Genomic DNA, 15,695 nt, shown 5'->3' on the forward strand with positions numbered 1-15,695 from the left:
GCGATCAGCCGCGCCGGGCGATCAGCGAGCCGGCGAGCAGCGTGCGGAACGGCGCCTGCGCATGGAACCAGCGCAGCGGGTTGCGCGTCAGCAGCACCGCGGGCGACTTATAGCGGCTGCGCGCCGCGATCAGCGAGCGCATCGCTGCCGCATCGAGGCTCTGCTGCGAAGCCAGCGCATCGAGTACGCGGCGGTCGGCGATCGACAGCAGCCCCGGCGCCGACGGCGACAGCCGCGCGAGGCGGGCGAGCACCGTGCGGAACGCGTCGCGGTTCTCGCTCAGCTGCTCGTCGGAGTTCGCACGCATCGCGAGCGCATCGAACACGTGCATTCTGATGAGCTTCACGACGATCGCCTCGCGCACCCGCGCCGGGGCCTGCGCGAACCACGGCATCGTCTCGAGGTGATCGAGAAACGCGAAATCCTCGGCCAAGGGCCGCACCGCCGAGGTGACTCGGTCGCCGGCGTCGCCGTTGACGACGTATGCCGGCCCCGTGAGGTCGTACGCGAGGTGCGCGCCCGTGAACCACACTGTCAAGGAGTAGGCGAGATCCTCGCCCGAGCCGACACCGGTGGTCAGGCGCAGATCGCCGAAGCGCTCGCACGACACCATACCGAGCGGCGCGCTGCGATACGCGAGTCGATCCCTGGCCCCATCGAGGTCGCGCATCCGCCGCCCGAGCCGCACGGGAGGGTACGGATCGACTCCGCCGCTCGCGAGCAGGATGCGCGCGAGCACTGCGTCGGCACCCGTCTCGCGTTGCAGCGCCAGCCACGAATCGATCGCGCCCGGTGCGAGCTCGTCATCGGAGCCGAGCAGCGCGACGAACGGCGCCTCGGCGCGGGCGAAGCCGAGATTCATCGGGCCGGCGGGGGAGTGGATGCCGTCGGCCAGACCGATGAGCCGCAGCCGCGGATCGCCGGCGAGGTCACCGAGCCGCTCGCGGATGATCTCGGGGTCGATGTTGTGCGCGACGACGGTCACGCGCACCGGGGCCTGTGTGCCGGTGAGCACCGAACCGGCCGCGCGGGCCACCGGACGCTCCGCCGAGTGCACCGCGATGACGACGTCGACTGCATACTCGTTCACCCTGCCATCTTACGGAAAACACGTACTCCGGTCGTGCGCGCGCGAGGCAGTAGAGTTGACCGCGGCCCTTTTCCGACGCAGAACCGAGACTATGAATCCGAGAACCGCAGCGATCCTCGCAGAACGTACGCCGCGCCTCGATGTGCTCACCGGGCTGCGCTGGTGGGCCGCATTCATGGTCTTCCTGTACCACATGCGCGTCTTCGCGCCCTTGCCGGGCAAGATCAACCTCCTCTTCAACCAGGGCTACTTCGGCGTCACCTTCTTCTTCGTGCTCTCGGGCTTCGTGCTCACCTGGTCGATGCGGCCGCAGGTGCCGACGAGCACGTTCTACTGGCGCCGCTTCGCCCGCATCTGGCCCGCGCACATGGTCGCGCTGCTCGTCGCCATCCCGGTCTTCTACACCTTCGCGCCGATTCCCGAAGGCAGCTTCCTGAAACCGTTCGACCTCGGCATCCTGCTGCTCTCGGTCGTCGTGCTGCAGGCATGGTGGGCGAACCCCGTCATCCTCTTCTCGGGCAACCCGGCCGCCTGGACCCTCTCGGTCGAGGCGCTCTTCTACGCGATCCACCCGTGGGTGTCGCGCATCCTGCTGCCCCTCACGAAGCGCGGTGCGCTGCTCTTCTCGCTCGCCGCGATCGCGTGGGCCTTCGCCTATCGCCTCGGCATGACGCTCTGGCCCGAATCCTGGCTCGCCGCCGTGCCCGTGCCGGTCACCCGCGTGCCCGAGTTCCTGCTCGGTATGGGGCTCGCCTGGGCCGTGCGCAGCGGCTGGCGCCCGCGCTTGCACCCGTTCGTCGGCGTCGCCGCGATCGGCGCCGCGCTGGTCGTCATCATGGGCTCCGAGTTCTTCAACGGGATCCGCCCGCTCGGCGTGCTCGCGGGCTTCGGCAACGAGATCTTCACGGTCGCCACCGGCCTCGCCATTCTCGTGTTCAGCCTGAACACGCTGCGCGGGCGCCGCTCCATCTTCGAGACCAAGCTGCAGGTGAGGCTCGGCACCTGGTCGTTCGCCTTCTACCTCGTGCACGCCACCGCGATCTACCTCGCCCTGCGCGTCTTCGGCCCGCAGGCCCCCTCGTGGAGCAACATCGGGTGGAACCTCGCGCTGCTCGCCGTCGACATCCTGCTCGCCTGGCTGCTCTACCGCCTCATCGAGCACCCCGTCGAGGGGCGCATGCGCCGCTGGAAGGACGCCCGCGATAAGACCCGCGCCGAGCGGGGTGCCGGGCGCCGCGCAGCTGCTGCCTGAGCCTCGGGGGAGGTGTGCGCTCCCGAAGAGGCGTGGAGCCTGATGCACCACCCAGGGCATGCCGGTGATGCATGAGGCTCCACACTGGGGGCGCTGTGCCGGCGAGCTCGATGAAGTGAGCCCGTGTTCGAGGTGCGTGACGGAGATCCGAGCTCCGCACGCGTGTGCGTGAGCCCGGGCTACGCTCGGATCCAGCGCGACGTGAGCGCCCGGGCACTCGCCTCGCCCGTGTGCATCCGTGCCACGAAGCGGGGGCCGGCCGCTGCGAGCCCGCGCATGCGCGCCGGGTCGGCGATGAGCTCGGCCACCACGTCGTGCAGCGTGTCGGGCGTCGCCTCGACGATCGGCAGAGCGAAACCGGCATCGCGTTCGACGGTTTCGCGCACCTGCGGCAGCACGTGCCCGACGACGACCCGGCCGGCGGCCATCGCCTCGCACGCCGCGACCCCGTACGAGCCGAGGCGGAACTGGTCGAGCACGATATCGGCGCCCGCGAAGACGCCGGGCATCTCGGCCGACGGGGTCGACCCGATCAGCTCGTACTCGAGCGCGCCGCTCGCGATCAAGGGTGCGAGGGCGGGCTCGATGCTGCCGCTGCCCTTCTGCAGGTGGTTGCTGGACGCATGGATGACGCGCGGCCGGCTGCTGCGCGCGGCGGGCAGGAGCGGCGCATCGGTGGCGAAGCGCTCGGCGTCGACGACGACCGGGCACCACGTCGCATCGGGCACGTCGATGAGCAGGTCGGGCGTCGACACGAACACGGGCCGCCCTATGCGCTCGAGCAGGGCCGCGTTCTCGCGGGCGTCGCTCTGCAGGTCGGCGGTGCGCGGGTCTTCGGGGTACGGCGACCACGGGGTCAGTGCCGCATGCCGCTCGGGGTCGCGGATGTCCGTGCCGTGGCAGATGAACGCGACCGAGAGGCCCTCGGCTTCGAGCGCCCGCACCTCGGCTTCGAGGTCGCGGCCGAAGCGCTTTCCGAACATGGGCCGCTCGGCCTCGACCAGCACGTGCGTGAACCGCTTCGCGGCCTGCCACTCGGCTTCGGCCCACTCGGCCGACGCGTTCACCGTCGCGATCGATACCGGTGTATCGGCGGGGAAGGCGTAGCCGCCCGGCAGCAGGACGGCGCAGTTGCGGGCCGCGATCGTCTCGCGTTCGCCGTCGACGCTTTCGTTCCCGGCCCCGAACTGCTCCAGGGATCGCGCCCACAGGTAGCCCTGGCCCGAGTAGTTCGTCGGCGCGATGTAGACGCGTACATCGCCTCCGGGCACTTCGGTGTTCGTGCTCGCCGCGCCCCCGCCGAGCAGCTTGCCGCTCACGCGCCCGATGAACCCGTCGGGGTTGCGCGCGGCCGATTCCATGAGGCGCCCCATCCAGCGCGGCATGCGCGACTTGTTCTTGACCGCCCAGTCGGCGGCGGATGCGAAGAACTGCTTCATGCTCATGGCTTCCGAGAGTACCGCCTGCGCGTCGGCGCTGACGCGGCCACCCGCAGCAGCACATCGCGCACCTTGCGGCCCGTCGCGAGCATCGAATGCTCCTCGGCCGCCCATTCGGCGACCCGCCGCCGCTCGTCTGCCGGCAGCGGGTGGTCGGCCGCGGCCCGCATCGCCTCCGCGATCGCGTCGGCGTCGTAGACGACCGCGCGCCCGACGGGCAGAGTGCCGGCCGCCTCGTCCATGAAATCGACCGTCGGGCCGACGCCCGCGAAGATGACGGGGCAGCCGCTCGCGAGCGACGAGTACGCCTTCGACGTGAACGCGTAGGCGTATCCGCCATCGGGGTCGAGGGTGGCGAGGCTCGCGACTGCGCCGTTCAGCTGCGGGCGCAGCTCGGCCGCAGGGATCGACTCCGTGAACTCGACGCTCGACGCGACGCCGAGACGGGCGGCCTCCGCGCGCATGGCCTCGACGCCGGTGCCGTGGCCGACGTACTTCAGGCGGTACCCGGGGTGCGTCTCGTTGAAGCGGGCGAACGCGTCGATGAGAATGCCGGCACCGTGCAGCTCGGTGAAGGTGCCCGCGTAGAGGAAGACCTTCTCGAGCGGGCGCTCCTCGTACGAGAAGACCGAGGTGTCGGCGCCGAAGCCGGTCACGGTCATCGGCGTGTCTACGCCGAGCTCGCGCACGCGCCCGACCACGCCCTCCGAGATGGTCGTCATGGCGGCGGCGCCCCGCATCGCGAAGCGCTCGACCCAGCGCAGCGCCCGCACCACGAGCGACGAGTCGGTGGCGTGCCCCGCCGCATCCGACCAGATGTCGGCCGCGTCGTAGACGTACGGTATGCGGCGCAGCGCGCAGATCACCCGCACGACCGCGCCCGTCGTGGGCGGCGGCTCCACGAACACCACCGACGGGCGGCGCACGAAGAGCAGACGGAACGCGAGCGGCACGTCGAACGACAGGTACTGCAGGTAGCCGCGCACGTAGTCGCTCTGGTCGCGCAGCACCGGGAAGGTGCGCACCCGCTCGGTGCTGCTCGGCGATCCCTGGCGAGAACCGCCCGACCGCCCGCGCAGCGAGCGCGGGGGAGTCACCGTCAGCACCTCGATGTCGTGCCCGGCCTCAGCGAGCGCATCGGAGACGCTGCCGAGGAAGAGGGAAGCGGCGGCGGGTTCGGGGCGGTAGATGCGGGAGGCGATGGCGAAGCGTTCGACCGAAGTCATGCGTGCGAGTGTACGTGGAAAGACGTAGTGAAAGCTGCGCGGGGGCTTCGACCCGACCCGATCGCCGCCCGAACGGCACCCGGGCGCCGCGCGGTGCGCCCCGCGGCGATGGAGGATGCCTCGGGTAGGATTCATCGGGAGAATCCGCGGCTGAGAGGACACGCACGCACATGGAGTCGAGCCGCTGGAAGCGCATCGTCATCACACTGGCGCTGGGCCTCTTCGCGTTCGTCGGGCTCGGCGGCTGGGCGCTCGCCTCGCCCGTCGGCGCCGCCCCCGACGACGACTACCACCTCGCGAGCATCTGGTGCGCCTGGGGCGAGACCGAGAACGTGTGCGAGCCCGGCTCGGAGGCGCTCGTGCAGGAGGTGCCGAGCTGGCTCGTGCTCTCGGCGCACTGCTACGCCGCGAACGATGAGCAGAGCGCGGCCTGCGTACCCGAAGACGAAGACCTCATGGGCACCACCCGCACCAACGCGGGCGGCGGCTATCCGCCCGTCTTCTACTCGGTGATGCGCGTCTTCGTGACCGACAGCATCGAGGGCTCCGTCATCGCGATGCGCCTCTTCAACGCGGCCGTGTTCGTCGGGCTCACCATCGCCGTGCTCGCCCTCATCAGGCCGGGGCGGCGCGGGCCGGTCCTGTGGGCGTCGACCGTGGCCCTCGTGCCCGTCGGCGTCTTCTTCATCGCGAGCTCGAACCCGAGCAGCTGGGCCGTGCTCTCGGGCCTGCTCGTGTGGGTCGCGCTCACCGAATACCTGAGAACCGACCGGCTCGGCCCCCGCATCGGGCTCGGCGCGCTCGGCGCGCTCGCCGGCATCATGGGGGCAGGCGCCCGCAGCGACGCCGCCAGCTACGTCGCCTTCGCCGCCGTCATCGCCATGATCATGAGCTTCCGGCGCAGCCGCCAGTGGCTGGCGCTGTGCCTGCTGCCGCTCGGCCTCATCGCCGTCGGCGGCTACTCCGTGCTCACCTCCGGCCAGACCAGCTGGGCCGTCGTCGCCGGCGCCGAGGCGATCACCGCCCCGAGCTACGGCATCGGCGACCAGATCAAGCTGCTCATCTCGAACATCACCCAGCTGCCCTTCCTCTGGGCCGGCAACCTCGGCGCCTGGCGCCTCGGCTGGCTCGACACCCCGGTGCTGCCGAGCGTCATGGTCGTCATGATCGGCGTGTTCGTCGCACTGCTCATGTGGGGCCTGCAGAAGCTCGGCTGGCGCAAGACCCTCTCGCTCGCACTGACGCTCGCAGCCCTCGTCGTGCTGCCGCTCTACGTGCTGCACGGCCAGCACGCCAACGTCGGCCTCGAGGTGCAGCCGCGCTACATCCTGCCGCTCATGCTCATCTTCATCGGACTCGCCACGAGCGGCTTCGACTCCGACAACCTCGGCCTCAACAAGATTCAGGCGTTCTCCGTGTTCTTCGGCGTCGGCGTCATGAACGCGCAGGCGATGCACACCAACATGCAGCGCTACCTCACGGGCGTCGACGAGGCCAACGGCAACCTCAATCAGGGCTACGAGTGGTGGTGGAGCACTGTACCCCTGCCGCCGCTGACCGTCTGGTTCGTCTCGAGCGCGGCGTTCGGGCTGTTCCTCTTCGGGCTCTACCTGCTGCTCTTCACGAAGCGCGGGCAGCGGCTCATCCCGGGCACGAGCTCCGCGGCGGTGGTGCCGGCGCTCGCCGCAGCGCCGGCGGCCGACACGGTGACCGGGCCGGCGATCGCGGGCGGGCCCGCACCCGAGCCAGCACCCGAGACGGCCGCTCCTGAGACGGCCGCCGAGGCCGCTTCGGAGACCGGGCCCGAAGCCGCCGAGGAGGAGCCCGCGAAGCAGGTCGCACCGTGAACACGCCCCGCATCTCGGTAGCGCTCGGCACCCGCAACGGCGAGCGCTTCATCGGCGAGCAGATCGCATCGATCCTCGCGCAGACGCGGCCGGTCGACGAGGTCGTGCTCAGCGACGACGCCTCCCAGGATCGCACCGTCGCGATCGTCGAGGACGCTGTCGCGGCCCACCGCGACGCGCACGGCACCGCCCCCGAGCTCGTCGTGCTGCGCAACGACCCGCCGTTGCGCGTCACGAAGAACTTCGAGCAGGCACTGAGCACCGCGACCGGCGACCTCATCGCGCTCTGCGATCAGGACGACGTGTGGCATCCCGAACGCATCGAGCGTCTCGCCGCCCGCTTCGACGACCCCGCCGCGCTCTACGTGTTCAGCAATGCGCGCCAGGTCGACGCGGCCGGCGCACCGCTCGGGCACGACCTCTTCACGGCGCTCGCGATGTCGGCCGAGGAGCGATCCCTGGTCGAGACCGGCCGCGTCTATCAGCAGCTGCTGCGCCGCAACCTCGCGACCGGCGCGACCGTCGTGCTGCGCCGCGAGGTCGTCGAGGCTGCCCTGCCGTTCCCGGATTCGTGGCTGCACGACGAATGGCTCGCCCTTGTCGCCTCGCTGCGCGATGGCGTGCGCATGCACGACGAGCAACTCACCGACTACCGCCAGCACGACAGCAACGAGGTCGGCATGACGCGGCTCGGCGTGCGGCAGAAGCTGCGCATGTTCGCCGAGCCCCGCACCGATCGCAACCGTCGCCTCTACCTGCGCGCCGCGGCGCTCGCATCGCGCATCTCCGGGCTTCCCGGGGCGAGCCCCGAACGCATCGCCGAGGCGCAGGAGAAGTACCTCTTCGAGGAGGCGCGACAGGCGTACCCCGAAGCGCGAGTGCTGCGCATCGTGCCCGTGCTCAGGCAGCTGCGGCTCGGGCGCTATGGTCGGTACGGCACCGGCCTGAAGGATGCGGTGCGCAACATCTTGCAGCCCGTGTAGCGCGGGCTGCGCACGGGGAGGCCGCATGCGACAGGAGACGCCGCGACGAGAGCAGCGTGAAGCGCGCATCTCTGCGAAGACTGGAATCGTCGTGGGGTACCGCCATGCGCTGCGGCGCATCGGGCGCGGCGCCCTGCTGGTCGTGCTGGTGCAAGGCGCCGTGGCGCTTGTCGCGGTGCCGGCGCTGGCGTTCATGTTCTCCGAAGGGGTGCGATCCGCCGGCCTCAGGTCGCTCACCACCGACGACATCTCGAGCCTCGTCACGAGCCCCTGGGGCCTCGGTATCGTCATCGCATCGCTCGTGTGCGCGGTCATCGCGATCGCGCTGCAGATCATGGTCTTCCTCGTCGCGGCGAACCTGCGGCAGGCAGGCATCACCCCCGGGCTACGCAATATCACGCATGCGATTCTCTCGATCGCGAATCGGCTCCGTCGGCAGCCCGGCACGCTCATGCTCATCCCCTACATCGTGATCGTCGTGCCGCTCGCGCACATCGGTGTGAACTCGGCCCTGACTCGCTGGGTCGCCGTGCCCGCCTTCGTGAGCGACGAACTGCTGAAGGAGCCGCTGCACGCGGTGCTGTACACGGCGGTCATGCTCGGCATCGCCTACCTCAATCTGCGCCTCGCATTCGTGATGCCGGCGATCGTCACCACGCAGGTCGGCGTACTCGGCGCGTTCGCCGCGAGCTGGCGGTCGACCAGATGGCGCAGCGTGCAGGTGCTGCTGCTGTTCGCTGCGATCGTGCTGCCGCTCATGGCGCTCACCGCGCTCATCGGGGGCGTCGCCCTGCTGCCGGTCTGGCTGACCGATAGCGTGCTGCCGGTCGCCTCGCCGGTGACCGCAGCGATCATGTTCGGACTCGCGCAGCTCCTCGTCTTCCTCGTCACCGGGCTGATGCTGTGGGTGCAGGCGCACCTGCTCATCGCCGCGTACCGCGGGCGCGCAGCACAGCGCTCGCCCGTCGCGCAGGAGCCCTCGCCCGAAGCGCTTCCCCGGACCGCGGAACCCGCGACGGCGGCAGCCGGCGCATCCCCTGGCGCATCCCCGGCGAGCACACCTTCCGGTCGCACGCCGAACGGGCGACCGCTGCGGCTCGCGATCATCGTCGGCGGTCTCGCCGTGGTCGCCGCGCTCGCGGTGCACTCGTACGCGGTGATCGACGAACGCAGCACGGGCAAGACCACGATTCTCGCCCATCGCGGCTTCACCGAAGGCGGCGTCGAGAACACGGTCCCTGCGCTCGAAGCGGCGATCGATGCGCAGGCCGATGTCGTCGAGCTCGACGTGCAGCAGACCGCCGACGGCGAATGGGTGCTGATGCACGACCCCGACCTCAAACGGCTCGCGGGTCTCGATACTCGCATCGCGGACCTGGCCCAAGCAGATGCGACGCAGATCGAGGTGAAAGACGAGGCGGGCAACACTGCGACCATCCCCTCGCTCGAGGAATACCTGCAGCGGGCGAGCGACGGCGGGCAGACACTGCTCATCGAGGTCAAGGTGCACGGCGGTGAGACGCCCGACTACCTCGACCGCCTCATCGCGACTGTCGACGGGCACGGTGGGCAGAATGATCACTACTTCCACACGCTGAGCGCGAAGGTCGTCGACGAGATGAAGCAGCAGTACCCCGACCGGGCGATCGGGTACATCGTGCCGCTGTCGTACGGCGGGGCGCCCGTCGAGTCGTCCGCCGACTTCCTCGTCGTCGAGCAGGCCGTCTACTCGCACGACGTGCTCCACACCGTGCATGCGAGCGGCAAAGAGCTCTACGTCTGGACGGTCGAGGATCCGCGCGATATGCGCCACCTCTTCCGTGACGGGGTCGACGGCATCATCTCGGATCGCCCGGACCTCGGCCTCGCCGAGCTCGAGCGGGTGCAAGCCGACGCCCGGGTGCTGCCCGTGCTGCTCGACGATCTGCGCGACCTCATCAAGCTGTAGCCGCGCGGGGCAGCAGGGCGTGCCGGCCGATGCCCCGCGGCGACGGCGGTGCTGACGGTGCTGCGCGGTTCTGAGGTGTTGCCCGATACGGGGCAGCACGTACCCGAAGGCCGATGTTCTCGCGATCGGGATAGCCTGTGACCGGTGGCCGGCAGTACCGCACTGGCGTGCACCTATCGCATCGCTGCCGGCCGCTCAATACCCGGTCGCGCGGTCGCACCCCCTGGCCGCGCGACCAACGTGCAGGTCTGCCCCGAAACCCAGTCAGCGCCGGGTTTGGGGGCAGACCCCTCGCGTCAGGCTCAGCCCCGGCGCGAGTCGCGACGTCGCCCTCCCGTCTGCGACCGGCCAACGGTATGGCTGATCCCTGGCGAGATCTCAGATATACGGCCGAAACCATATCGAAGGGCGATGCCCGCCGACCGAAGCGCTGACGGCGACCCTTCGCGGGCGGACAACCTGAAGTATCGGCCTTGATAGTTAAAGTTATGGTGCTTAAACTTAACTATCGATCGTGGTGGTAAAGGTTGTTGGGTTGAAAGATGAGTGAGTTCGCGACTGCGGGAGCATGGCCCCCGCACGGTGCGGAAGTTCTGCCCTGGCAGCAAAAGGCTCGCGGCGGCACGCGCGAAGACCGCATGCTGCGCAGCGTCGAGGCCAGCATCCCGCCCGCCATCGCTGAACTCGACTACTTCCCTTCGCCCCTGACGCAGGCCGAGAGCGAGCGCGCCTTGATCGCAGTGGCCCGGGCGGAAGCCGATGCGACAGCGGATGGGCACAGCGCAGCCCTGTCCCGTTTCATGATCCGTAGCGAGTCCGTCGCGTCGTCGAAGATTGAACGCATCAGCGCGAGCGCCGAGGACTTCGCGCGAGCACTGGCAGGAGGTCGCGGTAACTCGAGTGCGACGAGTATGGTGGCTGCGAGCCGTGCGATGGTCGGGCTCATCGAAGAGGTCGGCGCCGCCGAAAAGTTCAGCTCGGACAGGATTCTGGCCGCCCACCGCCACCTGATGGAGGACGACCCGTACGAGGCGGAGTACGCGGGTCGAGTGCGCGATATGCAGAACTGGGTGGGTGGTAGCGACTATTCGCCGCGGGGAGCGCTGCATGTCCCACCCAGGCCTGAACGATTGGCCGAGCTGTTCGACGATCTGGTCGCCTATCTCAACCGCGATGATGTGCCGGTGATCGTTCAAGCGGCGATTGCGCATGCGCAGTTCGAATCCATACACGCATTCACCGACGGCAATGGACGTATCGGTCGTGCATTGGTCAGCGCTTCGATGCGCCGCCGCGGAGTGACTGAGAACGTCATTGTTCCGCTCGCCAGTGGTCTGCTCGCTCGACGCGAAGACTATTTCGACGCACTCACCGCTTATCGAGTCGGCGACCCCGGCCCGATCATTCACCTGTTCTCGGTGTCGGCGCGAATTGCGGCGGAAGAAGCGCGGGGAGCGATCGCGCGCATGGCCGAGATTCAGCAAGAGTGGCGGTCCGAATACAACCCGCGTGCAGGGTCGACCGGAAGTGCGCTGCTCGAAGCATTCATCGATCATCCGGTCATGTCGGCAGAGGCGATCGAGCAGGTAGTCGGCGCGTCCGACCCGGCTCGGAACGCGGCGATCTCCGCAATGGAAGCCGTCGGGATTCTGCGGGAAATGACCGGCAGGAAACGTGACCGGGTATGGGTTGCGTCAGAACTGCTTGCTGAACTCGACGAACTCGACCGACGAATTCACAAGCGCATGGGCACCGGCGCCGCCTAGCTCGAGGCCTGTCAGGTGCCCGCTGCGGCCATGGTTTCAGCCGACTCGGTCGAGCTTCGCGAGCACGTCGCCGTTCGAGTCGAGCACTTTCAACGCATTGCCGTCAACGTCTGCCGACGTGAGCCGCCAGAACCCGTCAACGAGGTCGGGGCACGCCACGTCCGTGGTCGAGGCCCCGCCGATCTGGATGCCAGTGTTCTGACCCGTGGCCGGTGTCCACGTACCAGTAAGACTGTTGCATCCATCGCTGCCGACGAAACTGCCGTCGCCCGCGATCGAAAGGTACGGCTTCGTGTCGTCGGAAGAGCCCCAGCGCCCGAGGGTCTCAGCCCTGAGGGAAGCATCCTGCTCGGCGGGCCGTTCGAGAGAACCGAGCTCTTGCTCTCCGGCACCGAGCACGGTCATAGTCGATCCCGAGATGGTCGCTGAGCATGCACCCGAAAGCCAGTCATCCGTGTCGACGCATGCCATGCGGGTTGAGGAGAACTCGCCGAACTCGATCGCCTCGGCTGTGCCGGTCCAGGTGCCGATCAATCTGTTGCAGCCATCAGTGCCCGACACCGAGCCGTTGGCATCGAACTCGAGGTACGGGGAGCCAGTCGCAGTGGGGTCGCCCCAGGTGCCATCGATCGAGGCGGTCGTCGAGTCTTGTTCGATGGGGCTCGGCGAAGCGCATCCGGCAAACAGTAGCGTCGTGGCCGCAAGCGCCGTGACGCCCGCGCCAATGCGGTGACCGGGGAATGGGAAGCGAGTAGTCCTGCGTGCCATGGCGCGGTTCCTTTGCTCACGGTCGGCCGAGGGGCTTGCGCTATCGACGGCGCGAGCCCTGCGGAGCTGACGCCTCTGCTGAGGAGCACAATCAGCGGTGTCGCCTCTGCCTAGGGCAGATGCTACCTTCGGCAGCCGGGAATGACGAACGGCCCGGCGCCCGGGCCTACTACTCGTCGTCGACGTCGAGCGACCCCGACAAGCGCCATACGGCGGCTGTGAGCTCGGGCACCTGCTCGGCGATCTCGCGCAGCAGTGCGAACTCCGCCCGGTCGGCATTGCGGCGGTGCTCCGCCGCGTCGGGCCCGGAGCCGCGGGCGGCGAGGCGGGTCATCGAGTACTCCGCCAGACGACCGCGATCCTCGAGCATCTCGTCGCGCAGCGCGGTGACGACGAACTCGTCGACGCCCGGCACCTCGGCCACGGCCTCGGCGGGGTCGCGCCCATCGCGCATCATGTGCTCGAGAATGGTGTCGCGCTCGAGCTTCGCGAACATGCGCAGATGCTCGAGACGCTCCGAGGTGACGGCGATCATGAGTCGCGCGGCTTCCGGGCCCGGGCCGCCGGGGCCGCTGCGGCCGTCACAGTGTTCTCGCGAGGGATCGGCACCCGCCGCCACGGCTCGCGTCTGGGCTCGGCATCGAGCGACGGCAGCTGGAAATCGACCCGAGATTTCACGGCGAGCAGCACGAGCAGCAGCCAGCCGCCCTCGATGAGGATGCGGCTCTCGGTGAGCGACTGCACGACCAGCGCGATCATCACGAGCCACGGCCACAGGGCGCTCGTCGCGTACGGCAGGGGCGGGCCGTAGCCGCGGCGGGGCGGGTCGACGGCGCGGAACCAGGTGCGCCACAGCGTGAGCACCACGAGCGGGGCGAACGCGAGCACGCCGATGATGCCGAGTTGCAGCCAGACGTCGATCCACGCATTGTGGGCGCTCATCACCTGGATGCCGCCCTTCGTGTCGAGCGACTTGAACGGTTCGACCCAGGGCGCCCAGTAGCTCACCCAGCCCCAGCCGAACCAGGGGCGCTGGTCGGCGAGCTCGGCGACCTTCTGCCAGGTCTCGAGGCGGCCGGTGAGGGTGCCGCTCTTGCCGAGCAGCCCGAAGGTGAATTCGCGGGCGAAGAGCGCGGCGGACGCGACTGCCGCCGCGAGCACCGCCGAGACGATGTAGAGCGGCACGCGCCGCTCGGGCCCGAGCCGGCGCCCCCAGAGCGCGATCGCGAGGCCGGCGATGACGGCGACGAGCGCGACCGTCACGGTCGCGCCGCGGGTGAGCGCCAGCGTGAGCACCGACAGCGCGACCCAGAACCAGCCGTTCAGCCGGCTCACGAGGCCCGCGCGCAGCTGGATGCCGAAGATGATGAGGCCGAGCAGACCGATGAAGCCGAAGAGCACGGAGCTCGCCACGACGCCCTGAATCGGGCCGCCCGCGAAGAGCAGGTCGCGGCTCCAGAAGAGCAGCATCGGCGTCTTCTCGGACCCCTCGGGCTCCGCCATCCACCACGGCAGCAGCGGGTGCTGCACGACGAGCGCGACCCACAGCTCGAGCACGAACGAGAGGCCGATGAGGTAGCGCAGCGCAGTACCGAGGGTGCGCAGCACCTCGTGCCAGGTCAGTACGAAGGCGAGCACCACCGCGATGAGCGTGGTGGCGAGCTGCGCGATGACGCCGAGCACGCTCTCGAAGCGGTACTGCGACCAGAAGACCGAGAGCACCGCCAGCCCGAGAAACCAGAACAGCGGCGACGGCAGGCGGTACCAGCGAAACCTCTCGGGCTTCACATGGATGAAGAGGATGACCGCGCCGCCGGTGATGGCGACTGAGAGGATCAGGAACGCGGGCCAGCCGAAGAGATTGCGCACGCCATTGCTGCCGAGGGTGAAGATGAAGACACAGATCGCATACGCGCTTATGCCCAACCGGGTCTTGCTCTCCGCCATAGTCGGTATGGTAGAGCATCGCGCATGCTGACGAAGTGGAGACCATGCTCATCTTCATCAAGAACACCCCGCGCACCTACGCGTGGGGTTCGCGCAACGCGATTCCCGAACTGCTCGGCGAGCAGCCGACGGGAGAACCGCAGGCCGAGCTCTGGCTCGGCACGCATCCCGGCAGTCCCGCGAGTGTCGCGAAAGCGACGCACGACCCGCACACCCTCATCGACCTGGTCGACAGCGACCCCGAACTGTACGGAGTGCGCGGCGGCCCGCTGCCGTTCCTCTTGAAAGTGCTCGCGATCGAGGCGCCGCTGTCGCTGCAGGTGCACCCCGACATCGAGCAGGCGCGCGAGGGTTTCGCACGCGAAGAAGCGGCAGGGGTGCCGCGCGATGCCAGCGGTCGCAACTACGGCGATCCGAACCACAAGCCCGAGCTGCTCGTCGCCCTCACTCCGCTCAGCGCGCTCAGCGGCTTCCGCCCGATCTCGGAGGTGCGCGACGACCTGCGCGGCCTCGAACGCCGTGCGAGGGCGCTCGGCGATGAGGCGGGTGCGGCCGGGCTGGCGCACGCGGTGTCGCTGCTGCACGGGGTCGGCGCGGAGGCGGCGCGGGATGCCTGCATGGACTGGGCATTCGGCGACGACCCGCGGGTGCAGGCGGCGCTCGCCGCGATCGAAGCCGTCGTCGGCGCCGACGCGGCGGGCGACGGGGAGGCCGCCGGCCAGGAGCACGCGCGCGAGGCCCCAGCGCCCGGCGCCGAGCGGCTCGACGCGCTGCGATCCCTGGCATGCACCTACCCGGGCGACCCGGCCCTCATCATCTCGCTGCTGCTGCACCTCGTGCTGCTGCAGCCCGGCGAGGCCGTCTACCTCGGTGCGCGGCAGCTGCACGCATACCTCGGCGGCGTCGGCGTCGAAGTCATGGCGGCATCCGACAACGTGCTGCGCGCCGGCTTCACCGGGAAGCACGTCGACATCGCCGAGCTGCGCCGCATCCTCGACCTCGGCGAACTCGTCGAGCCCCGGTTCTCGGGCACGGCCGTCGCCCGAGGGGTATGCGCCTGGCAGCCCGCCATCCCCGATTTCCGGCTCGTGCGCGCGCGCCTCTTCGACATCGAGGCGACCCGGCCCGGTCGCACCCTGCCGGGCAGCGCGGAGGAGGTGGTGCTCGACGCGGAGTACCCGCTGGTGCTCATCGCGACGTCGGGGCGCGTGCGCGTCGAACGGCTCGAAGCGGAGTTCGCCGAGGTCGCGAGCGTGCGGCGCGGCCAGTCGCTGTATATATCGGCGGGCTCCTCGATCAGGCTCACCGGCGAGGGCGAAGTCTTCCTCGCGACCGTCGGGGTCGAGGCGGAGTAAGGGATCGGCAGGGCTCGCCCGGCGCCCGCAGCGCGGGGTGCGCGATGGTGCGATTCGCGGGTCGTGGACGGCGC

General features: G+C 69.5%; 12 protein-coding genes. 6 read left to right on the top strand and 6 right to left on the bottom strand.

Features of this window, described 5'->3' with window-relative positions; all coding sequences use genetic code 11:
• Positions 1 to 4: 4 nt before the first annotated feature.
• Positions 5 to 1,090, bottom strand: a complete 1,086-nt coding sequence (locus ACUYTF_RS07060) for a glycosyltransferase (protein ID WP_449279538.1) — start codon at positions 1,088 to 1,090, stop codon at positions 5 to 7.
• Between the two features lie 91 nt (positions 1,091 to 1,181).
• Here ACUYTF_RS07060 and ACUYTF_RS07065 point away from each other — a divergent pair, with 91 nt between their 5' ends.
• The gene (locus ACUYTF_RS07065) at positions 1,182 to 2,342 is read left to right on the top strand and encodes an acyltransferase family protein (protein WP_449279539.1); all 1,161 of its coding nucleotides are present in this window, start codon (positions 1,182 to 1,184) and stop codon (positions 2,340 to 2,342) included.
• Between the two features lie 179 nt (positions 2,343 to 2,521).
• On the opposite strand, the gene ACUYTF_RS07070 is transcribed toward ACUYTF_RS07065, so the two are convergent.
• Positions 2,522 to 3,787: a hypothetical protein gene (locus tag ACUYTF_RS07070; protein ID WP_449279540.1), complete on the bottom strand. Its 1,266-nt coding sequence runs from the start codon at positions 3,785 to 3,787 to the stop codon at positions 2,522 to 2,524.
• A complete protein-coding gene (locus tag ACUYTF_RS07075) occupies positions 3,784 to 5,007 on the bottom strand; it encodes a glycosyltransferase (protein WP_449279541.1) in 1,224 nt (407 codons plus the stop codon). Before ACUYTF_RS07075 ends, ACUYTF_RS07070 begins: the two co-directional genes overlap by 4 nt.
• 170 nt (positions 5,008 to 5,177) lie before the next feature.
• On the opposite strand from ACUYTF_RS07075, the gene ACUYTF_RS07080 reads away from it, so the two are divergent.
• The 4 genes from ACUYTF_RS07080 to ACUYTF_RS07095 all read left to right on the top strand — a co-directional run bounded on the left by ACUYTF_RS07080 (position 5,178) and on the right by ACUYTF_RS07095 (position 11,551).
• A complete protein-coding gene (locus ACUYTF_RS07080; RefSeq protein ID WP_449279542.1) occupies positions 5,178 to 6,854 on the top strand; it encodes a DUF2142 domain-containing protein in 1,677 nt (558 codons plus the stop codon).
• On the top strand, positions 6,851 to 7,837 hold the full coding sequence (locus tag ACUYTF_RS07085) for a glycosyltransferase family 2 protein (protein ID WP_449279543.1): 987 nt from the start codon (positions 6,851 to 6,853) through the stop codon (positions 7,835 to 7,837). Before ACUYTF_RS07080 ends, ACUYTF_RS07085 begins: the two co-directional genes overlap by 4 nt.
• A gap of 91 nt (positions 7,838 to 7,928) precedes the next feature.
• Entirely contained in the window at positions 7,929 to 9,785 is a 1,857-nt protein-coding gene (locus tag ACUYTF_RS07090) for a glycerophosphoryl diester phosphodiesterase membrane domain-containing protein (protein ID WP_449279544.1), read from the top strand.
• Positions 9,786 to 10,327: 542 nt separating this feature from the next.
• Positions 10,328 to 11,551 (top strand): Fic family protein, encoded by a 1,224-nt coding sequence (locus ACUYTF_RS07095; protein WP_449279545.1) that lies wholly within the window; start codon positions 10,328 to 10,330, stop codon positions 11,549 to 11,551.
• A 36-nt stretch (positions 11,552 to 11,587) separates the two neighbouring features.
• Here ACUYTF_RS07095 and ACUYTF_RS07100 read toward each other — a convergent pair whose 3' ends face one another.
• The 3 genes from ACUYTF_RS07100 to ACUYTF_RS07110 form a co-directional block, all read right to left on the bottom strand.
• Positions 11,588 to 12,319 (bottom strand): META domain-containing protein, encoded by a 732-nt coding sequence (locus ACUYTF_RS07100; RefSeq protein WP_449279546.1) that lies wholly within the window; start codon positions 12,317 to 12,319, stop codon positions 11,588 to 11,590.
• Between the two features lie 169 nt (positions 12,320 to 12,488).
• Positions 12,489 to 12,854, bottom strand: a complete 366-nt coding sequence (locus ACUYTF_RS07105; RefSeq protein WP_449279547.1) for a hypothetical protein — start codon at positions 12,852 to 12,854, stop codon at positions 12,489 to 12,491.
• Entirely contained in the window at positions 12,851 to 14,266 is a 1,416-nt protein-coding gene (locus ACUYTF_RS07110) for an O-antigen ligase family protein (RefSeq protein ID WP_449279548.1), read from the bottom strand. The genes ACUYTF_RS07105 and ACUYTF_RS07110 overlap by 4 nt, the downstream gene beginning before the upstream one ends.
• A gap of 44 nt (positions 14,267 to 14,310) precedes the next feature.
• Between ACUYTF_RS07110 and manA the strand changes: the two genes are divergently transcribed.
• Positions 14,311 to 15,621 carry a mannose-6-phosphate isomerase, class I gene (gene manA, locus ACUYTF_RS07115; protein ID WP_449279591.1) on the top strand — a complete coding sequence of 437 codons (1,311 nt, stop codon included), beginning with the start codon at positions 14,311 to 14,313 and terminating at the stop codon, positions 15,619 to 15,621.
• The last annotated feature ends 74 nt before the right edge of the window (positions 15,622 to 15,695 follow it).

This window comes from Leucobacter sp. GX0328, assembly GCF_053567315.1.

Excerpts from the sequence above, each read along its gene's own strand:
- ACUYTF_RS07080 (WP_449279542.1), top strand. The coding sequence starts at position 5,178 with ATGGAGTCGAGCCGCTGGAAGCGCATCGTCATCACACTGGCGCTGGGC.
- ACUYTF_RS07095 (WP_449279545.1), top strand. The coding sequence starts at position 10,328 with ATGAGTGAGTTCGCGACTGCGGGAGCATGGCCCCCGCACGGTGCGGAA.
- ACUYTF_RS07065 (WP_449279539.1), top strand. The coding sequence starts at position 1,182 with ATGAATCCGAGAACCGCAGCGATCCTCGCAGAACGTACGCCGCGCCTC.
- manA (WP_449279591.1), top strand. The coding sequence starts at position 14,311 with ATGCTCATCTTCATCAAGAACACCCCGCGCACCTACGCGTGGGGTTCG.
- ACUYTF_RS07100 (WP_449279546.1), bottom strand. The coding sequence starts at position 12,319 with ATGGCACGCAGGACTACTCGCTTCCCATTCCCCGGTCACCGCATTGGC.
- ACUYTF_RS07110 (WP_449279548.1), bottom strand. The coding sequence starts at position 14,266 with ATGGCGGAGAGCAAGACCCGGTTGGGCATAAGCGCGTATGCGATCTGT.
- ACUYTF_RS07075 (WP_449279541.1), bottom strand. The coding sequence starts at position 5,007 with ATGACTTCGGTCGAACGCTTCGCCATCGCCTCCCGCATCTACCGCCCC.
- ACUYTF_RS07070 (WP_449279540.1), bottom strand. The coding sequence starts at position 3,787 with ATGAGCATGAAGCAGTTCTTCGCATCCGCCGCCGACTGGGCGGTCAAG.
- ACUYTF_RS07105 (WP_449279547.1), bottom strand. The coding sequence starts at position 12,854 with ATGATCGCCGTCACCTCGGAGCGTCTCGAGCATCTGCGCATGTTCGCG.